The following is a 23,567-nucleotide window of genomic DNA, read 5'->3' as shown; positions in this document are numbered from 1 at the left end:
CTTCCGGTCGTATTCCCGCCGATTGCGGATGCGTACGGTCTTCGCGGTCTCACGATACGTGCCCGCACCGGAGCTTGCGGCCCGGTCTGCGCAACGACGCGCGCTCTGTCCGCTCATCGCCCGGCCGCTGCCCCGGTCCCGCGCTCAGTCCTTGATCGCGAAGGTCTTGAACGCGGTCCTGACCACGTTCTGACACTCCTTCTCCGACCAGGCGTCCGCCTTGCAGGTGATCATGATGGCGTAGCCGTGCTGGTCGTCGGCCTTGAAACCGCGGTCGAGGACCCGCACCTTCTGGCCGCTCTGCCGTCGCGTGAAGGACCAGTCGGCGACGGTCGGATAGTCGCGCCACTTCACCGACTTGATGCTGATGAGGTGGTAGTCCTCGCTGGAGCCGCGCACGGCCGGCTCCAGGCTGCGCCAGGAAGCCGCCGCGTCGGTGCCGGGCTCGGCGTTGTAGTCCACCTGGACGCGGGGGAAGCCGCCCGAGGCGCTGTAGATGACGCCGGAGCCCTGCCCCGCGGTGGCCGTCTGCTTGAAGCCCTTGGGCATCGCCATACCGAAGTGGAACCGGCCGTTGGAGACCTGGGCGAAGCCGTCCGGCACCGCCTTGCCGCCCTTGCCGTCCTTCCCGCCGGTGTCGCCCTTGTCCTCGGCCGGGCTGACCCCGCCCGGCGTCTGCGGGGCCGGCGAGGCGGGCCCGTCCTTCGCGTCCTCGCCCGTCCCGGCCGATTCCGTGGAGGGCTTCGCCTTCGCCGCGGACGACGCCTTGTCGTGCTTGCCGGCCGGCTTGCCGCTGTTCTTCGTGGTGTCACCGCCGCTCAGCGCGACGGCCAGGACCGTGCCCAGCACCGCCAGGGCGACGATCACGGCCACGATGATCAGCGTGCGGCGCGGGACGACATCGGTCACCGAAGCACGCGTCGACGGACGGTTCCCGTCACCGGGTCTGGAGTCCGCACGGGCTCGCGCGGCGTCGGCAGCGGCAGTGGCGGCCGTACGGACCGTCTGCAGGGCGGCGCGCAGCCGCTCCTTGGCGGCATCGGTGTCGAACCCGGGGCGGGTGAGCGTCGGACGGGACACGCCCGAGCCCGCCCGGTCCGCAGCGGTCGTTTCCTCGGCGGCCGGGGTGGCCGACTGCTGCGGGCGCTCGGTCCGCTCCGGGGTGCTCGTCGCGGCGGCCTTGGCGGCCGCGGGCTTGGCGGCGCCGGTCTTGCTCTTGCCCGCCTTCGTACCGTCGGACGCGGACCCGCTCCCGGCCGCCGGCTCCGCCACCGGGGCGGCGGCCGGCTTCGGCTTCGGCTTGCGCGGCACCCGCGACTTGGGGGCGGGCTTCGGCTTCGGCGCGCTCTCGGGCTTCGCCTTCGCCCGCTCCTTGGGCACCGTCGGCAGCACCATCGCCCGGGTCTCGTCCAGCGGGGGCTCCGGCTTCTGCGCCTCGGGGGCGTGCACCACATCGAGCAGCAGCGTCCGCGCACCGGCGTCGTCCAGCCGGGCCGCCGGGTCCTTCACCAGCAGGCCGAAAATGACCTCTTCCAGCGCACCGGCGCTCTTCGGCGGCTCGACCGGTTCGGTCATCACCGCCGTCAGCGTGGCGATCGCCGAGCCCTTGTCGTACGGCGGCACGCCCTCGACACAGGCGTACAGCAGCCCGCCCAGCGACCACATGTCGGCCGGCGGGCCCGGCTTGTGGCCGCGGGCGCGCTCTGGGGAGATGTAGGAGGGGGCGCCGACGAGCATGCCGGTCGAGGTCACGGAGGGGTCGCCCTCGACCTGGGCGATACCGAAGTCGGTCAGCACGACCCGGCCGTCGTCGGACATCAGGACGTTGGACGGCTTCACATCGCGGTGCAGGATGCCCTCGGCGTGGGCGGCACGCAGCACATCGAGCACCGCCAGGCCGACCTCGGCGGCCCGGCGCGGGGTGAGCGGGCCGTCGTCACGGACGACCTCGGCGAGCGAGCGGCCCTCGACCAGCTCCATCACGATCCATGGGCGGTCATCCTCGTCGACCACGTCATAGACCGTCACCGCGCCGTTGTTCCTGATCCGGGCGATCGCCTTGGCCTCGCGCAGCGTGCGGGTGATCAGACGACGCTTCTCGTCCTCCTCGACCCCGCCCGGGAAGCGCAGTTCCTTGACTGCGACCGTACGGCCCAGGACCTCGTCGCGTGCCCGCCAGACGGTACCCATGCCGCCCCGGCCGAGAACATCGGCGAGCCGGTACCGGCCGGCGAGCAGCCTGCCCTCCTTGCCGTTCATCTCGACCTCGTCGCCCACTGAATCCCCTCTGCAATCCAGCCGAGTTGGCAGCTTCGACGTCCCATCGATCACCAAACTGGCCCAACTCGGACAACCCACCCTGGCAGAGCCTTCATTCTCCCTCATCCGCGGCCGTGCGGAAGGCCCGGGTCGGTGCGGGACGACACCTCGTACCCGTCATGATGGCCCCGGCGAACGGCAGTCCCGGTGACGAGGCGCCCGCGCCGCCCGGCCGCGGCCCGCACCCTCCGCACCCGCGACGGCTTCCCCGCCGCGCGTTTCCCCACGGCCGGTGTGGCGGATCTGCGCAGGGTGACGATCCGCCAGCTAGGGACTGTCGGACCCGTCCTCCATGGCGGAGCTCAGCTCGGACAGCAGGGTCTCGAACTGCTCCAGCAGCTCGGCCGGGTAGCGGGACAGGACCGCGTCCTGGCGCGCGTTGGCGGGACCGAAGAACTCGTCCGCCAGCTCCCTGACCCGGGGGCTGCTGTGCAGGGTGACGATCCGCCGGTCGGCGTGTCCGCGGGTGCGGGTGACATACCCGGCCTCTTCGAGGCGGTTCAGCAGCGCGGTCATGGCCCCCGAGGACAGCGGGATACGCCTGCCGAGCGAGGCCGGTGACAGCGGGGCGCCCCGCTCCTCGGCCGAGGCGATCTCCAGCAGGGCGAACGCGTCGGTGGAGTGCACGCCGATCCGGGCGGCGAAGCGACGGCCCAGTTCGGTGAAGGTCGCCCCGTAGTTCCTGAGCCCTTCCGCCAGCCGCTCACGCTGCGCCCCGACACCGCCGGACACCGGTTCCTCCACGAGGCCCCTCCGCCTTCCCGTCGCCACCGGCACCGCAGGCGGCGGCACATGTTGACAACCCGCCGCGGCTCACCATAGCTTCCCGCTGGAATCACTTCACCATAAAGTTTCTTCACCAACGAGCCACTTCACGGCAGAGGTATGTTTCCCCACTCCCCTCCCGACTCCCTGGAGCGCTGATGCTGAACGCCCCCCGCCTCGACGGCATCGACCCGTTCGCCGCAACCGTCCGCGGCCTCACCGAGCCCGATCCGGTCCGCGCCGCGCTGCGGGCCGCCGGCCCCCTCGTGGAAGTGGTCGCCCCGGCCGGCGGACCGGCATGGATCGTGACCGATGACGCCCTGGCCCGCGAGGTGCTCACCGATCCCCGGATCGTCAAGGACCCCGCGTTCGCGCCACCCGGCTGGGACCGGCACACCGCCGGACTGGAGCAGACCGCCGCCGAACAGCCCTCCCTCACCACCCTCGACGGCCCCGAGCACACCGCTCTGCGACGCGCCCACGCTCCGCTCCTCAACGCCCAGCGGATCCGCGCACAGTCCGAACGGGTCCACGCGATCGCCCGGGAGCTGCTCACCGAACTCGGCGCCCGCCGCACGGTGGTCGACCTGATGGCGGGCTTCACCACCCGCTATCCGCTCACCGTCCTGCTCGATCTGCTCGGCATACCCCTCGACCACGTCGACCGGGCCGCCGACGGCTGCCGGCAGATGTTCGGCGACGAGCCCGGCGCACAGGGCAGGGCGATCGCCGCCCTCAGCGAACTCGCCGCTTGTGGGCTCGACGAGGGCGGCCGGGGACTCGCCGCGGAGCTGCGCGACCGGGTCCCCGCGCACACCACCCGGGACCAGCTGCAGTACCACCTGTTCGGGCTGATCTTCGCCGGACAGCTCACCACCGACGCATCCCTCGGCGTCCTGATCGCCCGTGCACTCGCCACCGGCCTGCACCGCGGCCCGGCGGACCGGACGGACCTCGACGCACTGGTCCGCGACACGCTGCGGCAGCACCCGCCCGCCCCGTTCACGCTCTGGCGGTTCACCACCACCGAGACCGAACTCGCCGGGACACGACTGCCCGCCCGGGCGCCCGTGCTCGTCGACATCCAGGGAATCAACACCGACCCGGCCCGCTCCGCCGGACCGGACCTCACCTTCGGCGCCGGCCCGCATTTCTGCATCGGCGCCCAGCTCGCCCACCTCGAACTGCGCGCGGTGGTTGCGGTGCTGCGCACCGACTTTCCCGACGCCCGCCTCACCGTCCCCTTCACCGAGCTCCGGCTGACCGGCATCGGCGGCCTGCAGGGAAGCCGGCTGACCGCCCTCCCCGTCGCCCTGCACGGCTGACGGCTTCCCGCTCCGGCCCGCGGCCCGGTAGCAGGGCGCTCTAGAGCGGCACGATGTCCGGCGCCCCCAGCCGCGCCGCATCCGCCGTCAGATCGTCCGGCTGCCGCTGCGATTCGCGCTCCGCCTCGACGCGCTTCTGGTAGTGCGCGATCTCCTTCTCGATCTGGTCGCCGTCCCAGCCCAGCGCGGGCGCGATCAGCTCCGCCACCTCGCGGGCGCTGCGGGTGCCCCGGTCGAAGGTCTCGATGGAGATACGGGTGCGCCGGGTCAGTACGTCGTCGAGGTGGCGGGCGCCCTCGTGGGTGCAGGCGTAGACCGCCTCGGCCCGCAGATAGTCGTCCGCGTGCGCCAGCGGTTCGCCCAGCGACGGATCGGCCACCACCAGCTCCAGCAGCTCCTCGGTCAGCGAGCCGTAGCGGTTCAACAGATGCTCTATGCGGGCCACATGCAGTCCGGTGCGGGCCGCGATCCGGGCCCGCGCGTTCCACAGCGCCCGGTAGCCCTCGGCCCCGACCAGCGGCACGTCCTCGGTCACACAGTCCGCGACCCGCTGGTCGAGGCCGTGCACCGCCTCGTCCACCGCGTCCTTCGCCATCACCCGGTACGTCGTGTACTTGCCGCCGGCCACCACGACCAGCCCCGGCACCGGATGCGCGACGGTGTGCTCCCGCGACAGCTTGCTGGTGGCGTCCGACTCGCCCGCCAGCAGCGGGCGCAGCCCCGCGTACACCCCCTCCACGTCGTCCCTGGTCAGCGGGGTCGCGAGCACCTCGTTCACATGCTCCAGCAGATAGTCGATATCCGCACTGGAGGCCGCCGGATGCGCCTTGTCCAGGTCCCAGTCCGTATCCGTCGTCCCCACGATCCAGTGCCGCCCCCAGGGGATGACGAACAGGACGCTCTTCTCCGTCCGCAGGATCAGTCCGGTCGTGGAGTGGATCCGGTCCTTGGGGACGACCAGGTGAATGCCCTTCGACGCACGGACATGGAACTGGCCGCGCTCCCCGATCAGCGCCTGGGTGTCATCCGTCCACACCCCGGTGGCATTGACGATCTGCTGCGCCCGGATCTCGTAGTCGCCGCCCCCCTCGACGTCCTCCACCCGCACGCCGACCACCCGCTCGCCCTCGCGCAGAAAGCCCACCACCCGTGCCCGGTTGGCGACCTGCGCCCCGTAGGCGGCCGCGGTCCGCACCATCGTGGTGACATAGCGCGCGTCGTCCATCTGCGCGTCGTAGTACTGCAGCGCGCCGACCAGCGCGTCCTTCTTCAGACAGGGCGCCACCTGCAGCGCCCGCTTGTGCGACAGATGCCGGTGCACGGGCAGTCCGCGGCCGTGCCCCGACGAGACCGACATCGCGTCGTACAGCGCCACACCGGAGCCCGCGTACCAGCGCTCCCAGCCCTTGTGCTGCAGCGGATACAGGAACGGCACCGGCTTGACCAGATGCGGGGCCAGCCGCTCCAGCAGCAGCCCGCGCTCCTTCAACGCCTCTCTGACCAGCGCGAAGTCCAGCATTTCCAGATACCGCAGACCACCGTGGATGAGCTTGCTCGACCGGCTGGAGGTGCCCGACGCCCAGTCACGCGCCTCGACAAGTCCGGTGGACAGACCGCGCGTCGCCGCGTCCAGCGCCGTCCCCGCGCCGACGACTCCGGCGCCGACCACGAGAATGTCCAGCTCCCGCTCCGCCATTCGGGCGAGCGCCTCGGCCCGCTGCGCCGGTCCCAGTATCGCTGTCTTCACTGCTGCCTCCCGCTGTGATCGGGGCCACACCCGCCGTCCGTCGATTCTGTCCGCGCCGCGTGCCGGTATCCACCCTTCGCTCCTGACGGCAACACCCCGCCGCCTTGATCCACCAATCCCTATTCTGGGTCAAATATCCGCTTAGTGTATTTATGCGCCCTCCGCACACGTCATGCGCACACGCCCATCGCAGTCGCTCGGGAAGGACGGCCGCAGCATGCCCGCAGACCTCGCCGTCATCGGACTCGGTCACCTCGGCCTCCCTCTCGCCCAGGCCGCCACCGCCGCCGGCATCGGCACCATCGGCTACGACCCCGACCCGCACACCGCCGGGCTCTCCGGCGCCGACGGGCCGCTGTCCGCCACCGAACTCCGCCGGCTGCTCTCCGCCGGCTTCCGCACCACCACCGACCCCACCACCCTCGGCCGGGTCCGTACCGCCGTCCTCTGCGCGCCCACGCCCCTCGGCGAGGACCGCGCCCTGGACCTCACCGCCCTCGCCGACGCCGCCCGCACACTGGCGGCACAACTGCGCCCGCACACCACGGTGATCCTCGAATCCACCGCCTACCCGGGCACCACCGAGGAATTCCTGCGCCCCCTCCTGGAGGAGGGCTCGGGCCTCACCGCCGGACGGGACTTCCACCTCGCCTGCTCCCCCGGCCGCCACGACCCCGGCAACCGCACCCACCGCTACGCCAACACCCCCAAGGTCATCGGCGGCCTCACCCCCGCCTGCACGGAGGCGGCCGCCGCCTTCTACGGCCGCCTCACCGACAAGGTCGTCCGCGCCCGCGGGCCCCGCGAGGCCGAGACCGCCAAGCTCCTGGAAACCAACTACCGCCACATCAACATCGCCCTGATGAACGAGATGGCGGTCTTCTGCCATGACATCGGCGTCGACCTGTGGGACGTCATCCGCTGCGCCGAGACCAAACCGTTCGGCTTCCAGGCCTTCCGCCCCGGCCCCGGGGTGGGCGGCCACGCCACCCCCATCGACCCCAACTACCTCTCCTACAAGGGCCGTTCACTGGGCCACCCGCTCCGCATGGTGGAACTGGCCCAGGAGGTGAACGGCCGGATGCCGCGCTACGTCATCCAGCGCTGCGCCACCCTCCTCAACGAGCACGGCAAATCCGCCCGTGGCGCGCGGATCCTGCTCCTCGGCGTCACCTACAAGCCGGACATCGGCGACCAGGCGGGCTCTCCGGCCCGCGAGATCGCCTCCCGCCTGATGGAACTGGGCGCGCACCTCACGTACCACGACCCGTACGTCCCCCAGTGGAACGTACTAGGTCGGCCCGTGCCTAGGGCCGACTCGTTGTACGAGGCCGCGGCCGCCGCGGACCTGACGGTCCTGCTGCAGCCGCATCGCACGTACGACCTCCAGGGGCTCGCCGTAAAAGCGCAGCTGCTACTGGACACCAGGGGTGCCACTCCGACGGGTTCCGCGCATCGTTTGTAGCCGCACGTTGTCGTCTGCGGCGCCGTGTCGCCTCCCGGCGGGGGTGGGGATGTTTGGGCGGGGGCCGCTTATTGCTGGTGGTGGGTGCCGGGGTCGGTCCTCCGGGGGCGGGTTTCCGGACTGCTTCGCTTTACGTCCGGAAACCCGCCCCCTCCGGCCCGCCCCCTCCCGGTGGGGGTGAGGGTCTTAAAAGACCAGTAGCTCGGCCGCACCGTGGCGCGGCCGAGCTACTGGTCTTTTGTTTTCTTCACCCCCACCGGGGTGGGGTCCCTCAACGGCGGGAGGGGGCGGGGCCGGAGGGGTGGGTGTTCGGACGTAAAGCGAAGCAGTCCGAACACCCACCCCGGAGGCCCCGAACCCGGCACCCACCACAAACCGGGGCCCCACCCCAAACACACCCCCCGCCGACAGGCGGGACACGCACGGCGGGGTCACCCGACAACGTGGGAGTCAGCGCCGAGGGGCGACCGTCACCTCAACCCGCTGGAATTCCTTCAGCTCGGAGTACCCGGTCGTCGCCATCGCCCTGCGCAACGCACCGAAGAAGTTCATCGAACCGTCGGGGGTCGTGGACGGCCCCAACAGCACCTCCTCCGTCGTGCCGACCGCCCCGAGGTCCATCCGCTTGCCGCGCGGCACGTCCTCGTGCACCGCCTCCATGCCCCAGTGGTGGCCACGGCCCGGCGCGTCGGTGGCGCGGGCCAGCGGGGAGCCGATCATCACGGCGTCGGCGCCGCAGGCGATCGCCTTCGGGAGGTCACCGGACCAGCCCACAGCGCCGTCGGCGATGACGTGGACGTAGCGGCCGCCGGACTCGTCCATGTAGTCGCGGCGCGCGGCGGCGACATCGGCGACCGCGGTCGCCATCGGGACCTGGATGCCGAGGACGTTCCGCGTGGTGTGCGCGGCGCCGCCGCCGAAGCCCACCAGCACACCGGCGGCGCCGGTACGCATCAGGTGGAGCGCCGCGGTGTACGTGGCGCAGCCGCCGACGATGACCGGGACATCCAGCTCGTAGATGAACTGCTTGAGGTTCAGCGGCTCGGCCGCGGAGGAGACGTGCTCGGCGGAGACGGTGGTGCCGCGGATCACGAAGATGTCCACGCCGGCGTCGACGACGGCCTTGGAGAACTGCGCCGTACGCTGCGGCGACAGCGCGGCGGCGGTGACGACGCCCGCGTCGCGCACCTCCTTGATGCGCTGGCCGATCAGCTCTTCCTTGATCGGCGCGGCGTAGATCTCCTGCAGCCGCTTGGTGGCCGTGGCGCCGTCCAGCTCGGCGATCTCGGCGAGCAGCGGTTCCGGGTCCTCGTACCGGGTCCAGAGACCTTCCAGGTTGAGGACGCCCAGGCCGCCCAGCTCACCGATGCGGATCGCGGTCTGCGGCGAGACCACCGAGTCCATGGGAGCGGCCAGGAACGGCAGCTCGAAGCGGTAGGCGTCGATCTGCCAGGCGATCGAGACCTCCTTCGGGTCGCGGGTGCGGCGACTGGGTACGACGGCGATGTCGTCGAATGAATATGCCCGGCGGCCGCGCTTGCCGCGCCCGATCTCGATCTCAGTCACGTGTGTGGCCTTTCCCTCTACGTCTGCCGTTCCAGTATCCCCGACACACCGAAGCCCGCGGCCGGGGAGGCCGCGGGCTTCACGGTAGGGCCGTGGTAGCGCCGTGGGGAGGGGCGCGCCGCGCCCCCTCCTCAGCGACGAGAGTAGTTGGGCGCCTCGGTGACCATCTGGACGTCGTGCGGGTGGCTCTCCTTGAGACCCGCCGCGGTGATCCGGACGAAGCGGCCCTTCTCCTTGAGCTCGGGGATGTCGGCGGAGCCGACGTAGCCCATGGAGGCGCGCAGGCCGCCGACGAGCTGGTGGGCGACCGAGGCGAGCGGGCCGCGGTAGGGCACCTGGCCCTCGATGCCCTCGGGGACCAGCTTGTCCTCGGAGAGCACGTTGTCCTGGAAGTAGCGGTCCTTGGAGAAGGACCGGGCCTGGCCGCGGGACTGCATCGCGCCCAGCGAACCCATGCCGCGGTACGACTTGAACTGCTTGCCGTTGATGAAGACCATCTCGCCGGGCGACTCCTCGCAGCCGGCCAGCAGCGAGCCCAGCATGACCGTGTCCGCACCGGCCGCGATGGCCTTGGCGATGTCACCGGAGAACTGCAGACCGCCGTCACCGATCAGCGGTACGCCCGCGGCGTTCGCGGCCCGCGCCGCCTCGTAGATCGCGGTGACCTGCGGCACGCCGACACCGGCGACGACACGGGTGGTGCAGATGGAGCCGGGGCCGACACCGACCTTGATGCCGTCGGCGCCCGCGTCGATCAGCGCCTGGGCGCCGTCGCGGGTGGCGACATTGCCGCCGACGACATCGACGCTGATGTTGGACTTGACCTTGGCGATCATGTCGAGGATGCCGCGGCTGTGGCCGTGCGCGCTGTCGATGACGAGGAAGTCGGCACCGGCCTCGACCAGCGCCTGCGCCCGCTCGTAGGCCTCGCCGCCGACGCCCACCGCGGCACCGACGACCAGCCGGCCCTCGGCGTCCTTGGCGGCGTTGGGGTACTTCTCCGCCTTGACGAAGTCCTTGACCGTGATCAGGCCCTTGAGGACGCCCGCGTCGTCGACCAGCGGAAGCTTCTCGATCTTGTGGCGGCGCAGCAGCTCGATGGCGTCCTCGCCGGAGATGCCGACCTTGCCGGTGACCAGCGGCATCGGGGTCATGACCTCGCGGACCTGACGACTGCGGTCCATCTCGAAGGCCATGTCGCGGTTGGTCACGATGCCCAGCAGCTTGCCCGCGGCGTCCGTCACCGGCACACCGCTGATGCGGAACTTGGCACACAGCGCATCGGCGTCGGCGAGGGAGGCGTCCGGGCGGACCGTGATCGGGTCGGTGACCATGCCGGACTCGGAGCGCTTGACCAGGTCGACCTGGTTGGCCTGGTCCTCGATGGACAGATTGCGGTGGAGCACGCCCGCACCGCCCTGCCGCGCCATGGCGATGGCCATCCGCGCCTCGGTGACCTTGTCCATGGCCGCGGACAGCAGCGGGATGTTCACCGTGACGTTGCGCGAGACCCGGGACGCGGTGCTCACCGCGTTGGGCAGCACCTCCGACGCACCGGGCAGCAGCAGCACGTCGTCGTATGTCAGCCCGAGCATGGCGAATTTGGCGGGCATACCGTCGACGTTGTCACTCATGACACCTTCCCCAATGCTCTTGCCTCAGCGCGGACTCCCATGCTAACGGCCTAATGAGGTGTCCCATTCCACGAGCGATGAGGGCCTCGTCACTTGTGTATTTCTACGGCGACATCCGGCCGTTCCCCACCGGCAATCGCTACTGCTCGGCCAGCGCCCGCAGCCTGCTCAGCGCACGGTGCTGGGCGACCCGCACCGCACCGGGCGACATCCCCAGCATCTGCCCGGTCTCCTCGGCCGTCAGCCCGACGGCGACCCGCAGCAGAACGAGTTCCCGCTGATTTTCCGGAAGGTTCGCCAGCAGCTTCTTGGCCCACTCGGCGTCGCTGCTCAGCAGCGCCCGCTCCTCGGGGCCGAGGGAGTCGTCCGGCTGCTCGGGCATCTCGTCGGACGGCACGGCCGTGCTGCCCGGATGCCGCATCGCGGCCCGCTGCAGATCGGCGACCTTGTGCCCCGCGATGGCGAAGACGAACGCCTCGAAGGGCTTGCCGGTGTCGCGGTAGCGCGGCAGCGCACAGAGCACCGCGACACACACTTCCTGCGCCAGATCCTCGACGAAGTGCCGGGCATCACCCGGCAGCCGCGACAGCCGGGTACGGCAGTAGCGCAGGGCGAGGGGGTGCACATGGGCCAGAAGATCATGGGTGGCCCGCTGGTCCCCCTCGACGGCGCGTGCGACGAGATCGCCGATTTCCTGCTTCCCGTCATCGCGCATCGGACCATGGTGCCTTGGCGCCGCGCGATCCGCGGCATCAGGTCCGCACTTGTGCACCGAAGCGTTATGAGCGGTAGGTGCGCCAGCTGTTGTCATGTCCTGCGCCCTCCCCTCGTGCCCGACCGGCCCGTCCCCGAGGAACTCCATACCTCCAAGGATGCGGCACCGCGCGGCGAATCGGACCGCCGTCGTACGCCGACGGCTGCGGGGCGCCATGCCGCCCCGCCCGCCACAGGGCGGGCGGGGATCTTCACTCCCCCGCATCGCTGCACGTCACAACGCCTTAGCGGACCAGTCCCCAGCGGAAGCCCAGGGCCACCGCATGCGCCCGGTCCGAGGCGCCGAGTTTCTTGAAAAGGCGCCGGGCATGGGTCTTGACCGTGTCCTCGGAGAGAAAAAGCTCACGGCCGATCTCGGCGTTCGAACGGCCGTGGCTCATGCCCTCCAGCACCTGGATCTCGCGCGCGGTCAGCGTCGGCGCGGCACCCATCTCGGCGGACCGCAGCCGGCGCGGGGCGAGCCGCCACGTCGGATCGGCGAGCGCCTGGGTCACCGTCGCCCGCAGCTCGGCGCGCGAGGCGTCCTTGTGCAGATAGCCGCGGGCACCGGCGGCGACCGCGAGCGCGACACCGTCCAGGTCCTCGGCCACCGTGAGCATGATGATCCGGGCGCCCGGGTCTGCCGACAGCAGCCGGCGCACGGTCTCGACACCGCCGAGACCGGGCATCCGTACGTCCATCAAAATCAGATCCGAACGATCGGCACCCCAGCGGCGGAGGACTTCCTCGCCGTTGGCCGCGGTCGTCACACGCTCGACGCCGGGCACGGTCGCAACCGCCCGACGGAGCGCCTCTCGGGCAAGCGGGGAGTCGTCGCAGACGAGGACGGATGTCATGACCGCCCTCCGCAGCTGATGCGCGTCACCTTGAGCCTCCAGGCTGGTACGTATCGTCACCTGAGCGATTGACGGCCTCGGACATTTGCCCGTGGCCTACCTCTGCCAACCGCCTCCGCACTCTCAACGACGGTCACTCGAAAGAGTTACGGCTTCGGCGACCGAGTTCAGCACGCTCCGTGAGGAGCCGGATACGCAGACGACTCATCGGGCGACCGGCATCCGCGCGTGCACCCTATGCCCTATTTGGCTCTCTTTCTTCCATTTTCGTGGTGACTATGACTAGATTCGCAATGAGTCATATTTACATCTACTTCGACAGTAGATGTACCGTCGTGAGCACCGAGCCCGAATCAGCATCGCTTCGAGGGGACAAGCAATGGCAGATTTCTCCCGCCTCCCGGGCCCGAACGCAGACCTCTGGGACTGGCAGCTGCTGGCCGCCTGCCGCGGCGTGGACAGCTCGCTGTTCTTCCATCCCGAAGGCGAGCGCGGAGCGGCCCGCAGCGCGCGTGAGACATCGGCGAAGGAGGTCTGCATGCGCTGCCCTGTACGGGCCGAGTGCGCGGCGCATGCGCTGGCTGTCCGTGAGCCCTACGGGGTGTGGGGCGGCCTGACGGAGGACGAGCGCGAGGAACTCATGGGCCGGGCCCGGCACCGGCTGGTCCCCGCCTCCTCCATGACCGGTCACGCGGGGATCTCCGGCGCCTGACCTTCGGGGGCGGATCGCTCCTGAAGAAACGTTCCTGCATGGCGGCACGGCTGCCCGCCTGCAGGGCTCCGGCGGGTCGTTGCCGCCGTGAGCGAGGGGTTCGGTGCGGCCGTTGTCCCCGGCCGCCTCGGTGCGGCCGCTGTCCCCGGCCGCCTCGGTGCGGCCGTAGTTCCCGGCCGCTTCGGTGCGGCTCAGCGCCTGGCCGCGTCCACCAGCTGGTTGAGCGTCGCCTCGACGGCGGGGACCCGCGCCAGGTCCGGCAGCGTGAGCGCGACGATCTCGCGGTGCACGGCAGGCTCCAGACGTACGGCCGTGGCTCCCTTGGGGCGCACCGACGCCAGCGTGAGCTCGGGCAGCGCGGCGACCCCCAGGCCGGCGCCGACCAGGCCGATGACCGCCGGATAGTCGTCCGTCGCGAAGTCGATACGCGGGGTGAAGCCCGCGCTCTCACAGACCTCCACGAGATGCCGGCGGCAGCGGGGACAGCCCGCGATCCACGGTTCGTCGGCCAACTCGGCGAAGCGCGCGGCACCCGCCTTCGCCAGCCGGTGACCGTCCGGCACCAGCCCGACCAGCCGGTCCGCGAGGATCGGGCGCACCACCAGGTCGTCCCACTCCGCCCCGGCCTCCGGGTCCGCACCGCGCACCTCCGGATAGCGGAAGGCCAGCGCGATCTCGCAGTCACCGTTGCGCAGCATCTCGATCGAGCGCGGCGGCTCGGCCTCGACCAGCGAGACCCGGGTGCCCGGATGCGCGGCGCGCATCGTCGCCAGGGCGGTCGGCACCAGCGTCGAGCTGCCGGAAGGGAAGGAGACCAGCCGCACCCGTCCCGCGCGCAGGCCCGCGATGGCGGCGATCTCCTCCTCGGCGGCGGTGAGCCCGGCCAGGATGCCGACGGCGTGCCGTACGAGCGCCTCGCCCGCCTGGGTCAGCCGCATCTCGCGGCCCGCGCGGACCAGCAACGGGGTGCCGGCGGACTGTTCCAGCGCCTTCATCTGCTGGCTGACGGCCGGCTGGGTGCAGCCCAGTTCGCGCGCGGCGGCGGAGAACGAGCCGGTCCTGGCCACGGCGCGCAGCACACGGAGGTGACGGGCCTCGATCATGTTTCGAGCATAAGCGGTTCTTGGGTCGATCGTGAAAAATGGAGACGTTGCTTTTGGGACGCATGGCCGGCGTGGATCAATGGGACGCATGAGCTGGGTAGACGCCGACGTAGCGGGCCCGGACCGCGCCCGATCGAGCAACGGAGCACCACATGAAGCTGCTGAGCGTGAATCTCGGCCGGCCCGCCCCGTCCCGGCACACCGATGCCGAGGGCGGTACCGGCATCGACAAACGGCCCGTGGACGGCCCGGTGACGGTCACCGCCCCGGGGCCCAAGGGCGTCGGAGGCAGCGGACTGACCGGCGACGCGGTGGTCGACCTGCGCCATCACGGCGGCGACGACCAGGCCGTCTACGCCTATGCACGGGAGGATCTGGACGACTGGCAGCGGGAGCTGGGCCGCGAGCTTGCCAACGGGACCTTCGGCGAGAACCTCACCACGTCGGGTGTGGAGGTCACCGGCGCCCGTATCGGCGAGCGCTGGCGGGTCGGCCCGCAGCTGCTGCTGGAGGTGAGCTCACCGCGGATCCCCTGCCGGACGTTCCACGGGTGGATCGGCGAGCGCGGCTGGATCAGGCGGTTCACCCAGGCCGGGGTTCCCGGTGCGTATCTGCGGGTGATCGAGCCGGGCGAGATCCGCGCCGGGGACGCCGTCGAGGTGGTGCACCGCCCGGATCACGAGGTGACGATCGGGCTGATGTTCCGGGCCCTGACCACCCGGCGGGAGCTGCTGCCGCGGCTGCTGGAGGCGGGCGCGGCGCTTCCGGAGGAGGCGCGGCGGAAGGCGTTGAAGCATGCCGAGCGGGCGGGGGGTTGAGCCGCCTTTCCGGACGGGCGGGGCGGGCTCCCGGGGCGGTGGGGGCAGGGTGTGCCGCCGGTGGTCCGTGGGGCGGCCGCGCCGCCGGGGGTTGGGGCTCGGGCGTCGTGCCCCGGGCGGATAGCGTGCCCGTATGACGACTGCATTGATCACGGGAGCGACGGCGGGCATCGGGGCGGCGTTCGCCCGGCGGCTCGCGAGTGACGGCCACAGCGTGGTGCTGGTGGCGCGCGACGAGAAGCGACTGCACGAGCAGGCCACCGAGTTGCACGACCGGCACGGCATCGAGGCGGAGGTGCTGAGCGCCGACCTGGCCACCGAGGAGGGCATCGCCGCCGTCGAGGCCCGGCTCTCGGACACCAAGCACCCGGTGGACATGCTGGTGAACAACGCCGGCTTCGGCAACAAGGGCGAGTACCTCGAAGTCCCCATGGCCGACGAGCTGACGATGCTCAAGGTGCACTGTGAGGCGGTGCTGCGGCTGACCACGGCCGGGGTGCGCGGGATGCGGGACCGGCGCCGGGGCGCGGTGGTCAATGTGGCGTCGGTGGCGGCGTTCGTGCCGCGCGGCACCTACGGCGCGAGCAAGGCGTGGGTCGTGCAGTTCACCCAGGGCGCGGCGCGCGATCTGGCGGGGAGCGGCGTGCGGTTGATGGCGCTGTGCCCGGGGTTCGTACGGACCGAGTTCCACCAGCGCGCCGGGATGGGGACGGACAACATCCCCGGGTGGATGTGGCTGGACGCGGACAAGCTGGTCGACGCCGCGATGAAGGACCTGACGCGGGGGAAGTCGCTCTCCATTCCCGATCCGCGGTACAAGGCGCTGATGGGCGCCGTGAAGCTGGCGCCCCGTGGCGTGCTGAGCGGTCTGACGTCCCGTACCGGCCGGAAGTACGGGCCCCGCTGACGCCGGGTCACTTCGCCTCTTGCCGGGTGCGGTGCCGTGGTGGTGCCATGGCCGTGGCGTGCGGGCCGGGGCTGTGGGGTGCGGGGAAGGGCGGTGCACCCACAGTCCCGCCCCGGCGGACCGGCACAGAGCGCGCCACGACACGCAACGACGCCTCATGACGGGGAGCGACGGGAAGGGACGGAAAGGGACAGGAAGCGACGAGCGCCGGCGCGCCCCCGCGAAGGAGGACCGTTCAGCACGATGCCCCCCACCTCTGACAGTCCCCCCGGGCCCGGGGAAGTGCCGCCGGTCCGGCCCCGCTTGCTGCTGTCGATGGGCCCGGGCGTCGTCGAGCGGGTCCTGGACGGCCGCCACCACACCCGCCTCGCGGCCCTCGCCCGTACCGACCCCCGCCTCGTCGCCCACGATCTGGCCGACCCCGCCCCCGGGGTCGCCGCCGCCCTCGCCGACGCCGAGGTGCTGCTCACCTGCTGGGGCGCACCGCCCCTCACCGACCGGGTCCTGGCCGCGGCCCCCCGGCTGCGGGCCGTCGTCCACGCCGCCGGATCGGTCAAGCACCACCTCACGGACGCCTGCTGGGACCGCGGTATCGCCGTCACCTCGGCCGCCGCCGCCAACGCCCTCCCGGTCGCCGAATACACCCTCGCCGCGGTCCTCTTCGCCAACAAGCGCGTCCTGCACTCCGCTCACCGCTACCGCGGCCTGCGGGCACCCCACGACTGGCCGCGCGAACTCGACGGGGCCGGCAACTACCGCCGCACCGTCGGCGTCATCGGCGCCTCCCGCATCGGCCGTCGCGTCATCGAGCTGCTGCGCCCGTTCGACCTGCGCGTGCTGCTGTACGACCCGTACGTGGACGCCGCCGAGGCCGCCCGGCTCGGTGTGGGCCCGGTCCCCCTCGACGCCCTCTGCGCCGAGAGCGACATCGTCACCGTGCACGCCCCGCAGCTGCCCGCCACCCGCCATCTGCTCGGCACCCGCGAACTGGGCCTGATGCCCGACGGCGCGACCCTGATCAACACCGCCCGCGGCTCGCTGGTCGACGAGGCGGCCCTGCTCCCCGAGCTGACGACCGGCCGGCTGCACGCCGTCCTCGACGTCACCGAGCCCGAACTCCCGCCCCCCGGCTCGCCGTTGTACGACCTGCCGAACGTACTGCTGACCCCGCACGTGGCGGGGTCACTGGGCACCGAACTCCACCGCCTGGCCGACCACGCCCTCGACGAACTCGAACGCTACGGCCGGGGCCGCCCGTTCCTCACCCCCGTACGGCCGGAGGATCTGCACCACTCGGCGTGAGCCGGGGAGCCCGCACCCCGCGCGGGTGGGTGCCGTACTCCCCACCCCGCCGGAAAACCCGAAGACCCGGCCCCCGCCGCAGCGGGAACCGGGTCTCAGGTGAAGCAGGCCGATGAAGCGCGTCAGCCGGGGCGACGGCTCACATCAGCGAGCGCGGCGGCTCACGTCAGTGCGAGTGGCCGTGACCGTGACCGGCCTCCGGCTCCTCCTCCGCGGGCTTCTCGACGACCAGGGTCTCGGTCGTCAGGAGCAGCGAAGCGATCGACGCGGCGTTCTCCAGGGCGGAGCGGGTGACCTTGACCGGGTCGATGACGCCGGCCTTGACCAGGTCGCCGTACTCGCCGGTGGCGGCGTTGAAGCCGTTGCCCTTGTCCTGCTCGGCGACCTTCGCGGTGATGACGTAGCCCTCGAGGCCGGCGTTCTCCGCGATCCAGCGCAGCGGCTCGACGACGGCGCGGCGGACGACGGCGACACCGGTGGCCTCGTCACCCTCCTTGCCGAGGGAGCCCTCCAGCACCTTGCCGGCGTGGACCAGCGCGGAGCCACCACCGGAGACGATGCCCTCCTCGACCGCGGCGCGGGTCGCGGAGATGGCGTCCTCCAGACGGTGCTTCTTCTCCTTGAGCTCGACCTCGGTGGCCGCACCCACGCGGATGACGCAGACGCCACCGGCGAGCTTGGCGAGGCGCTCCTGGAGCTTCTCGCGGTCCCAGTCCGAGTCGGTGGACTCGATCTCGGCCTTGATCTGGGCCACCCGGCCGGTGACGTCCTCGGCCTTGCCGCCACCGTCGACGATGGTGGTGTCGTCCTTGGTGACGGTCACGCGGCGGGCGGTGCCGAGCACGTCCAGACCGGCCTGGTCGAGCTTGAGGCCGACCTCCTCGGCGATGACGGTGGCACCGGTGAGGGTGGCCATGTCGCCGAGCATCGCCTTGCGGCGGTCACCGAAGCCGGGGGCCTTGACGGCCACGGCGTTGAAGGTGCCACGGATCTTGTTCACGACCAGGGTCGACAGGGCCTCGCCCTCGACGTCCTCGGCGATGATCAGCAGCGGCTTGGAGGCACCGGCCTGGATGACCTTCTCCAGCAGCGGCAGCAGGTCCTGGATCGAGGCGATCTTGCCCTGGTGGATCAGGATGTACGGGTCCTCGAGGACGGCCTCCATACGCTCCTGGTCGGTGACCATGTACGGCGAGAGGTAGCCCTTGTCGAAGGCCATGCCCTCGGTGAAGTCCAGCTCCAGACCGAAGGTGTTGGACTCCTCGACGGTGATGACACCGTCCTTGCCGACCTTGTCCATCGCCTCGGCGATGAGCTCGCCGACCTGCTTGTCCTGCGCGGACAGGCCGGCCACGGCGGCGATGTCGGACTTGTCGTCGATCGGACGGGCGGTCGCGAGGAGCTCGTCGGACACGGCCTTGACGGCGGCGTCGATGCCCTTCTTCAGGGCGGCGGGGGAGGCGCCGGCGGCGACGTTGCGCAGGCCCTCGCGGACCAGCGCCTGGGCCAGCACGGTGGCGGTGGTGGTGCCGTCACCCGCGATGTCGTTGGTCTTGGTCGCCACCTCCTTGACGAGCTGGGCGCCAAGGTTCTCGTACGGGTCGTCGACCTCGACCTCACGCGCGATGGTGACACCGTCGTTGGTGATCGTCGGCGCGCCGAACTTCTTGTCGATGACGACGTTGCGGCCCTTGGGGCCGATCGTCACCTTGACGGTGTCGGCAAGCTTGTTGACGCCGCGCTCAAGGGCGCGACGGGCGTCCTCGTCGAACTTCAGGATCTTCGCCATCGGTTGCTTCAAGTCCTCTCATTGCGATCCTCGGCCACGGCGTGGGGACCGCTGTCGCTCAAACGAACTGCGCCCCTGCCCCGGGTTGTTTAGACGCGGGAACCAGGGGCGCAGATCACGGCAAAACTGGGTGACTTACTTCTCGACGATCGCGAGAACGTCGCGAGCCGAGAGAACGAGGTAGTCCTCGTTGTTGTACTTCACCTCGGTGCCGCCGTACTTGCTGTAGAGCACGACGTCGCCGACCTTCACGTCGAGCTCGACGCGCTTGCCGTCCTCGACCCGGCCCGGGCCCACGGCCAGGACGACGCCCTCCTGGGGCTTCTCCTTGGCGGTGTCCGGAATGACCAGGCCCGAGGCCGTGGTCTGCTCGGCGTCGAGCGGCTGGACCACAATGCGGTCCTCAAGCGGCTTGATGGCAACCTTGGAGCTGGTGGTCGTCACGATCCGACCTCCCCCTTCGGAGATCTCACGGGGTTAACTGTCTGAGGTGGCGACCAGGTGGATCCGTCGTCGCGGGTGCCGGACCTGCCCGTCGCTGTGTTGGCACTCCCCACTGGAGAGTGCCAACGCTGAGACTATGACGCGGTTAGCACTCGGTCAAGCGGAGTGCCAGCGCGGCGGGGGGCTCTTCCCCCGCCGCGGTTGACCGGCCGTACGGAACCGGGGCGGCGGCCGCACGGAGCCGGGGTTCCGCGGCCGTACGGAGCCGGGGTTCCGCGGCCGCCCGCATTCGGCGATCATGGTCATCCACTACGGGGGCGGGGCGGGTGACGAGGCATCCAGCGGGCAGGTTCCCGCCAAATCGGACACACCTTCCCCTGAACTCGCAACCACGCCACCGGCTGCCTCGTCTACCTCCCCGACTGCCGGGCCGACGAACCGGGCCCGTTCCCGGCCGGCCGGCGGCCTCGACGACCGATGGCGGAGGAATCCCGTGTGTGCAGCGACCCGAGTTCCCCGGAGGGCCAGGGTCCCGGAGAGCGACGTCGAACGCACCATGACGTTTGCCGCCCTGGCCCAGGCACCGGACCGGCGGAGAACCGAGGCACGGCTGCTCGCCCTCGTCGTCGTGATCGCGGTCTTCGGCTACACCTACACCGGTCTGTCGATGAGCGGCCGACTGCCCGACGGGCTGGCCGTCTTCACCGTCAGCATGCTGCTCATGGCGCTGCTCCCGCATCTGGTCCTGCGCCGCTTCGCGCCCCGGGCCGATCCGCTGATCCTGCCGGTGGCGACCCTGCTGACCGGGATCGGGCTGGTGCTGCTGCACCGCCTGGACATCACCTACGCGCAGACGCCCCGGCTGAAGACCGCCGCGGCGGCCAACGGCCAGCTGGTGTGGACGGCGATCGGTGTGGCGGTCTGCATCGCCATCCTCCTGATACTGCGCGACCACCGCATCCTGCAGCGCTACATCTATCTGACGATGGTGATCGCGCTGGTGCTGCTGATGGCACCGGCCTTCTTCGGCGCCGATATGTACGGCGCCAAGCGCTGGATCCTGCTGGGGCCCCTGTCGCTGCAGCCCGGTGAGTTCGTGAAGATCATGATCTCGGTGTTCTTCGCGGGCTATCTCACCGTCAACCGCGATGCGCTGGCACTGGCCGGCCGCCGCGCCCTGGGCATCCAGCTGCCCCCGGGGCGGCAGCTCGCCCCGATCTTCACGATCTGGGCGATCAGCCTGCTGGTGCTGATCTTCGAACGGGACCTCGGCACCTCGCTGATCTTCTTCGGCGTCTTCGTGATCATGCTCTACATGGCCACCGACCGCACCAGTTGGGTGGTGTGCGGTCTGCTGATGGCCACTGTCGGCGCGGCCGTGGTCGGCTCCCTCGAACCGCATGTCCACGGCCGGGTCACCGCCTGGCTGGACCCCATGCGGGCCTTCACCAAGGCCGGCCAGGCGGAGCACATGTCCGACCAGCTCGGCCAGGCGCTGCTCAGCTTCGGCAGCGGCGGCATCAGCGGCAGCGGCCTGGGCCAGGGCCACCCCGAGCTGATCGGCTTCGCCGGCAACAGCGACTTCATCCTCACCACCGTCGGCGAAGAGCTGGGACTGGCCGGCGTGATGGCCGTGATCATGCTGTACGTGCTGCTGGCACAGCGCGGCCTGCGGGTCGGGCTGAGCGCCCGTGACCCCTTCGGCAAGCTGCTCGCCGTCGGGCTGTCCGGGGCGCTGCTGCTCCAGGTCTTCGTCGTCTCCGGCGGCGTCACCGGCCTGATCCCCCTGACCGGCAAGGCCCTCCCGTTCCTCGCCAAGGGGGGCTCGTCGCTGGTCGCGAACTGGGTGATGGTGGCACTGCTGTTGCGGATCAGCGACCATGCGCAGCGCCGGCGTGAGCCGGCTTGATTTCTTCCCACGTTTTCGGCTTTCCCGCCGTGGGGTTGCTCGCCGTTTGTGGCCCGCTGCGCGGTGCCCCCGCCGTGGCGCCTGCGGCGGGCCGGGTCCGCTGCGCGGGGCTGTCGGGGTGCGGTGACGGACCTCCGGGGGAGGGGTGTGGGACTGCTTCGCTTTACGTCCCACACCCCTCCCCCTCCGGCCCGTCCCCTCCCGTTGGTGGATGGGGGAAAGGCCGGTGGGGGTGGTCGTCGGTGGTCATGTGCTCCTCGCGAGGCAGGAGTGACGCGTCCTACGGACGCCCGCCCCCACCCACCGTCACTCGCTCCTCCCACGGGAGGGGACGGGCCGGAGGGGCCTGGTGTGTGGACGTAAAGCGAAGCAGTCCACACACCAGGCCCCGGAGGTCCGTCACTGCACCCGACACCCACCCAGCCCGCCGCAGGCGCAACGGCGGGGCACCCGCAAGTGTCACCCGCGCCCACGCCCCGCGCAGCGGACCCGCAACGGGGCCAAGCCCCCACGGCGGGAAAGCCGAAAACGTGGGGAGACAATGAGGTCGTGAACGACCTCGACACCTTCCACCGCCTCCTCACCCCGGAGGGCCAGGCCCTGCTGGCCGAATTGCGGGACCACGACCCGGCGGATGAGCTGGCGGCAGCCACCCGGCTGCGGCGGGAGCACCCCGCGGAGCTCGTTTCCGCGGCGCTCGGGCAGGCGCGGCTCCGGCAGCGGGCGGTGGCGAAGTTCGGGGCGGACGCCTGGCGGATGTACTTCACGCCGAACGGCGTCGAGCAGTCGACCCGCGCCACGGTCGCCACCCACCGCGCCACCCGCCTCGCCGCGCTGGGCGTCCGTACGCTGGCCGACCTGTGCTGCGGTATCGGCGGTGACGCGCTCGCCCTGGCGCGGGCCGGGATCCGGGTACTGGCCGTCGACCGTGACCCGTTGGCGTGTGCGGCGGCCCGGGCCAACGCCGAGGCGCTGGGGCTCGCGGAGCTGATCGAGGTGCGCTGCGCGGATGTGACGGAGGTGGACACCGCCGGGTATGACGCGGTGTTCGTGGATCCGGCGCGGCGCAGCAAGGCTCGGGGCGGCCGGATTTTCGACCCCGAGGCGTACGCGCCTCCGTTGTCCTGGGCCGTCGAGGCGGCCCGCAAGGCACCGGTCGCGGCGTTGAAGATCGCGCCGGGGGTGCCGCACGAGGCGCTGCCCGAGGATGCCGAGACGGAGTGGATCTCGGACGGGGGCGACGTCAAGGAGGCCGTGGTGTGGTTCGGTACGGGTGAGGGCGGCGCGCCCCGGCCGGTGCCCGGTGGCCGCCGCGCCACCCTGCTTCCCGCCGGGGACTCCCTGCTCGGCACCGGGCTGCCGGACCCGTCCGCCGGCGACGACGACGCGCCGCACGCGCCGGTCGGCCCGGTCGGTGACTGGCTGTACGAGCCGGACGGGGCGGTGATCCGGGCCCATCTTGTCGCGGATGTCGCCCGGCAGGTCGGCGGGCGGCTGATCGATCCGACGATCGCCTACATCACCGCGGACCGGCTGACCGCGACGCCGTACGCGACCGCCTACGCGATCACCGATGTGCTGCCGTTCCACGTCAAGAGGCTCAAGGCGCTGCTGCGGGAGCGCGAGGTCGGTATCGCGGTGATCAAGAAGCGGGGCTCCGCGGTCGAGCCCGAGGAACTGCGCAAGAAGCTGAAGCTCGGCGGCGGACGCAAGTCCTGCACGATCTTCCTCACCCGGGTCGACGGCGCCCCCAGCATGCTGCTGGGGCATCCGGCCACGGACCCGCTCACGCCAGGTCGGTGAGGTCCTCGGCGTAGATCTGGGAGAGCGGCTGCGGGCCGATGTACTGCTGGCAGGTGCACTGGCCCGCTTCGTACTGCACGGGTTTGTGGTCGGCGTCCCAGGCGACCGCTACCTCGACCCGCTCATGACACTTACCCTTTTTGTCATGCTTGGCGAGGTGGTGGGTGCAGCCGCACACCGGCTCCGGCGGCTTCTGGGCGGCGGCCAGCTCCTGCCGTTCCTGGCGGGCGGTCTCCAGGCGTTCCATCTTGCGTTCGTGCCGGGTGCGCAGCGCCGTGCGGGCGGTGTCGGCGACCTTCGCGAAGCCGCCCGCCATGAAGAAGATGAAGACCCACCAGAACCAGTCCAC

Annotated in this window: 19 protein-coding genes; 8 read left to right on the top strand and 11 right to left on the bottom strand. The window is 71.2% G+C overall.

Annotation, left to right across the window (positions count from 1 at the left end):
- Positions 1-144: 144 nt before the first annotated feature.
- Both STRNI_RS24215 and STRNI_RS24210 read right to left on the bottom strand, forming a co-directional pair.
- Positions 145-2,277: a serine/threonine-protein kinase gene (locus STRNI_RS24215; protein WP_277411977.1), complete on the bottom strand. Its 2,133-nt coding sequence runs from the start codon at positions 2,275-2,277 to the stop codon at positions 145-147.
- Between the two features lie 309 nt (positions 2,278-2,586).
- Positions 2,587-3,063 carry a MarR family winged helix-turn-helix transcriptional regulator gene (locus tag STRNI_RS24210; RefSeq protein ID WP_277411976.1) on the bottom strand — a complete coding sequence of 159 codons (477 nt, stop codon included), beginning with the start codon at positions 3,061-3,063 and terminating at the stop codon, positions 2,587-2,589.
- A gap of 179 nt (positions 3,064-3,242) precedes the next feature.
- On the opposite strand from STRNI_RS24210, the gene STRNI_RS24205 reads away from it, so the two are divergent.
- Entirely contained in the window at positions 3,243-4,409 is a 1,167-nt protein-coding gene (locus tag STRNI_RS24205) for a cytochrome P450 family protein (RefSeq protein ID WP_277411975.1), read from the top strand.
- Between the two features lie 40 nt (positions 4,410-4,449).
- Here the strand turns inward: STRNI_RS24205 and STRNI_RS24200 are convergent, their stop codons facing one another.
- Positions 4,450-6,156 (bottom strand): glycerol-3-phosphate dehydrogenase/oxidase, encoded by a 1,707-nt coding sequence (locus STRNI_RS24200; protein ID WP_159487769.1) that lies wholly within the window; start codon positions 6,154-6,156, stop codon positions 4,450-4,452.
- 217 nt (positions 6,157-6,373) lie between these two features.
- Here STRNI_RS24200 and STRNI_RS24195 point away from each other — a divergent pair, with 217 nt between their 5' ends.
- Positions 6,374-7,621 carry a nucleotide sugar dehydrogenase gene (locus tag STRNI_RS24195; RefSeq protein WP_148591804.1) on the top strand — a complete coding sequence of 416 codons (1,248 nt, stop codon included), beginning with the start codon at positions 6,374-6,376 and terminating at the stop codon, positions 7,619-7,621.
- 450 nt (positions 7,622-8,071) lie between these two features.
- Here the strand turns inward: STRNI_RS24195 and STRNI_RS24190 are convergent, their stop codons facing one another.
- From STRNI_RS24190 to STRNI_RS24175, 4 genes are all read right to left on the bottom strand, one after another.
- Positions 8,072-9,187, bottom strand: a complete 1,116-nt coding sequence (locus tag STRNI_RS24190) for a GuaB3 family IMP dehydrogenase-related protein (RefSeq protein ID WP_018090847.1) — start codon at positions 9,185-9,187, stop codon at positions 8,072-8,074.
- 131 nt (positions 9,188-9,318) lie between these two features.
- Positions 9,319-10,821 (bottom strand): IMP dehydrogenase, encoded by a 1,503-nt coding sequence (gene guaB / locus STRNI_RS24185; protein WP_266446359.1) that lies wholly within the window; start codon positions 10,819-10,821, stop codon positions 9,319-9,321.
- A gap of 139 nt (positions 10,822-10,960) precedes the next feature.
- Entirely contained in the window at positions 10,961-11,536 is a 576-nt protein-coding gene (locus STRNI_RS24180) for a sigma-70 family RNA polymerase sigma factor (RefSeq protein WP_018090849.1), read from the bottom strand.
- Between the two features lie 283 nt (positions 11,537-11,819).
- Positions 11,820-12,431, bottom strand: a complete 612-nt coding sequence (locus tag STRNI_RS24175; RefSeq protein ID WP_003948568.1) for a response regulator transcription factor — start codon at positions 12,429-12,431, stop codon at positions 11,820-11,822.
- A 379-nt stretch (positions 12,432-12,810) separates the two neighbouring features.
- Here STRNI_RS24175 and STRNI_RS24170 point away from each other — a divergent pair, with 379 nt between their 5' ends.
- Positions 12,811-13,143, top strand: a complete 333-nt coding sequence (locus STRNI_RS24170; protein WP_018090850.1) for a WhiB family transcriptional regulator — start codon at positions 12,811-12,813, stop codon at positions 13,141-13,143.
- 191 nt (positions 13,144-13,334) lie between these two features.
- Here STRNI_RS24170 and STRNI_RS24165 read toward each other — a convergent pair whose 3' ends face one another.
- Positions 13,335-14,246 (bottom strand): LysR family transcriptional regulator, encoded by a 912-nt coding sequence (locus STRNI_RS24165; protein WP_018090851.1) that lies wholly within the window; start codon positions 14,244-14,246, stop codon positions 13,335-13,337.
- A gap of 152 nt (positions 14,247-14,398) precedes the next feature.
- Between STRNI_RS24165 and STRNI_RS24160 the strand changes: the two genes are divergently transcribed.
- From STRNI_RS24160 to STRNI_RS24150, 3 genes are all read left to right on the top strand, one after another.
- Positions 14,399-15,064, top strand: a complete 666-nt coding sequence (locus STRNI_RS24160) for an MOSC domain-containing protein (protein ID WP_018090852.1) — start codon at positions 14,399-14,401, stop codon at positions 15,062-15,064.
- A 133-nt stretch (positions 15,065-15,197) separates the two neighbouring features.
- Positions 15,198-15,971 carry an SDR family NAD(P)-dependent oxidoreductase gene (locus STRNI_RS24155; RefSeq protein ID WP_093639824.1) on the top strand — a complete coding sequence of 258 codons (774 nt, stop codon included), beginning with the start codon at positions 15,198-15,200 and terminating at the stop codon, positions 15,969-15,971.
- Positions 15,972-16,214: 243 nt separating this feature from the next.
- On the top strand, positions 16,215-17,273 hold the full coding sequence (locus STRNI_RS24150) for a hydroxyacid dehydrogenase (protein WP_277411974.1): 1,059 nt from the start codon (positions 16,215-16,217) through the stop codon (positions 17,271-17,273).
- A 166-nt stretch (positions 17,274-17,439) separates the two neighbouring features.
- On the opposite strand, the gene groL is transcribed toward STRNI_RS24150, so the two are convergent.
- Both groL and groES read right to left on the bottom strand, forming a co-directional pair.
- Entirely contained in the window at positions 17,440-19,062 is a 1,623-nt protein-coding gene (gene groL, locus STRNI_RS24145) for a chaperonin GroEL (protein WP_018090855.1), read from the bottom strand.
- 135 nt (positions 19,063-19,197) lie between these two features.
- A complete protein-coding gene (gene groES, locus STRNI_RS24140; protein WP_018090856.1) occupies positions 19,198-19,506 on the bottom strand; it encodes a co-chaperone GroES in 309 nt (102 codons plus the stop codon).
- Positions 19,507-20,062: 556 nt separating this feature from the next.
- Between groES and STRNI_RS24135 the strand changes: the two genes are divergently transcribed.
- Complete coding sequence (locus STRNI_RS24135; RefSeq protein ID WP_277411973.1) at positions 20,063-21,415, top strand: FtsW/RodA/SpoVE family cell cycle protein; 1,353 nt, start codon at positions 20,063-20,065, stop codon at positions 21,413-21,415.
- A gap of 549 nt (positions 21,416-21,964) precedes the next feature.
- Complete coding sequence (locus STRNI_RS24130) at positions 21,965-23,218, top strand: THUMP-like domain-containing protein (protein ID WP_159487763.1); 1,254 nt, start codon at positions 21,965-21,967, stop codon at positions 23,216-23,218.
- Here STRNI_RS24130 and STRNI_RS24125 read toward each other — a convergent pair.
- Entirely contained in the window at positions 23,202-23,567 is a 366-nt protein-coding gene (locus STRNI_RS24125; RefSeq protein ID WP_277411972.1) for a hypothetical protein, read from the bottom strand. The two genes, STRNI_RS24130 and STRNI_RS24125, sit on opposite strands and share 17 nt — an antisense overlap.

This window comes from Streptomyces nigrescens (genome assembly GCF_027626975.1).
In the GTDB taxonomy this organism is placed as follows: Bacteria; Actinomycetota; Actinomycetes; order Streptomycetales; family Streptomycetaceae; genus Streptomyces; species Streptomyces nigrescens.
Note: the sequence above shows the minus strand (reverse complement) of the source record. Positions and strands in the feature narration are given on the sequence as shown.

What these genes read in the sequence shown, in the direction of transcription:
- STRNI_RS24205 (WP_277411975.1), top strand. Translation starts at nt 3,243, where the DNA reads ATGCTGAACGCCCCCCGCCTCGACGGCATCGACCCGTTCGCCGCAACC.
- STRNI_RS24195 (WP_148591804.1), top strand. Translation starts at nt 6,374, where the DNA reads ATGCCCGCAGACCTCGCCGTCATCGGACTCGGTCACCTCGGCCTCCCT.
- guaB (WP_266446359.1), bottom strand. Translation starts at nt 10,821, where the DNA reads ATGAGTGACAACGTCGACGGTATGCCCGCCAAATTCGCCATGCTCGGG.
- STRNI_RS24180 (WP_018090849.1), bottom strand. Translation starts at nt 11,536, where the DNA reads ATGCGCGATGACGGGAAGCAGGAAATCGGCGATCTCGTCGCACGCGCC.
- STRNI_RS24175 (WP_003948568.1), bottom strand. Translation starts at nt 12,431, where the DNA reads ATGACATCCGTCCTCGTCTGCGACGACTCCCCGCTTGCCCGAGAGGCG.
- STRNI_RS24170 (WP_018090850.1), top strand. Translation starts at nt 12,811, where the DNA reads ATGGCAGATTTCTCCCGCCTCCCGGGCCCGAACGCAGACCTCTGGGAC.
- STRNI_RS24165 (WP_018090851.1), bottom strand. Translation starts at nt 14,246, where the DNA reads ATGATCGAGGCCCGTCACCTCCGTGTGCTGCGCGCCGTGGCCAGGACC.
- STRNI_RS24160 (WP_018090852.1), top strand. Translation starts at nt 14,399, where the DNA reads ATGAAGCTGCTGAGCGTGAATCTCGGCCGGCCCGCCCCGTCCCGGCAC.
- STRNI_RS24155 (WP_093639824.1), top strand. Translation starts at nt 15,198, where the DNA reads ATGACGACTGCATTGATCACGGGAGCGACGGCGGGCATCGGGGCGGCG.
- STRNI_RS24150 (WP_277411974.1), top strand. Translation starts at nt 16,215, where the DNA reads ATGCCCCCCACCTCTGACAGTCCCCCCGGGCCCGGGGAAGTGCCGCCG.
- groL (WP_018090855.1), bottom strand. Translation starts at nt 19,062, where the DNA reads ATGGCGAAGATCCTGAAGTTCGACGAGGACGCCCGTCGCGCCCTTGAG.
- STRNI_RS24135 (WP_277411973.1), top strand. Translation starts at nt 20,063, where the DNA reads ATGACGTTTGCCGCCCTGGCCCAGGCACCGGACCGGCGGAGAACCGAG.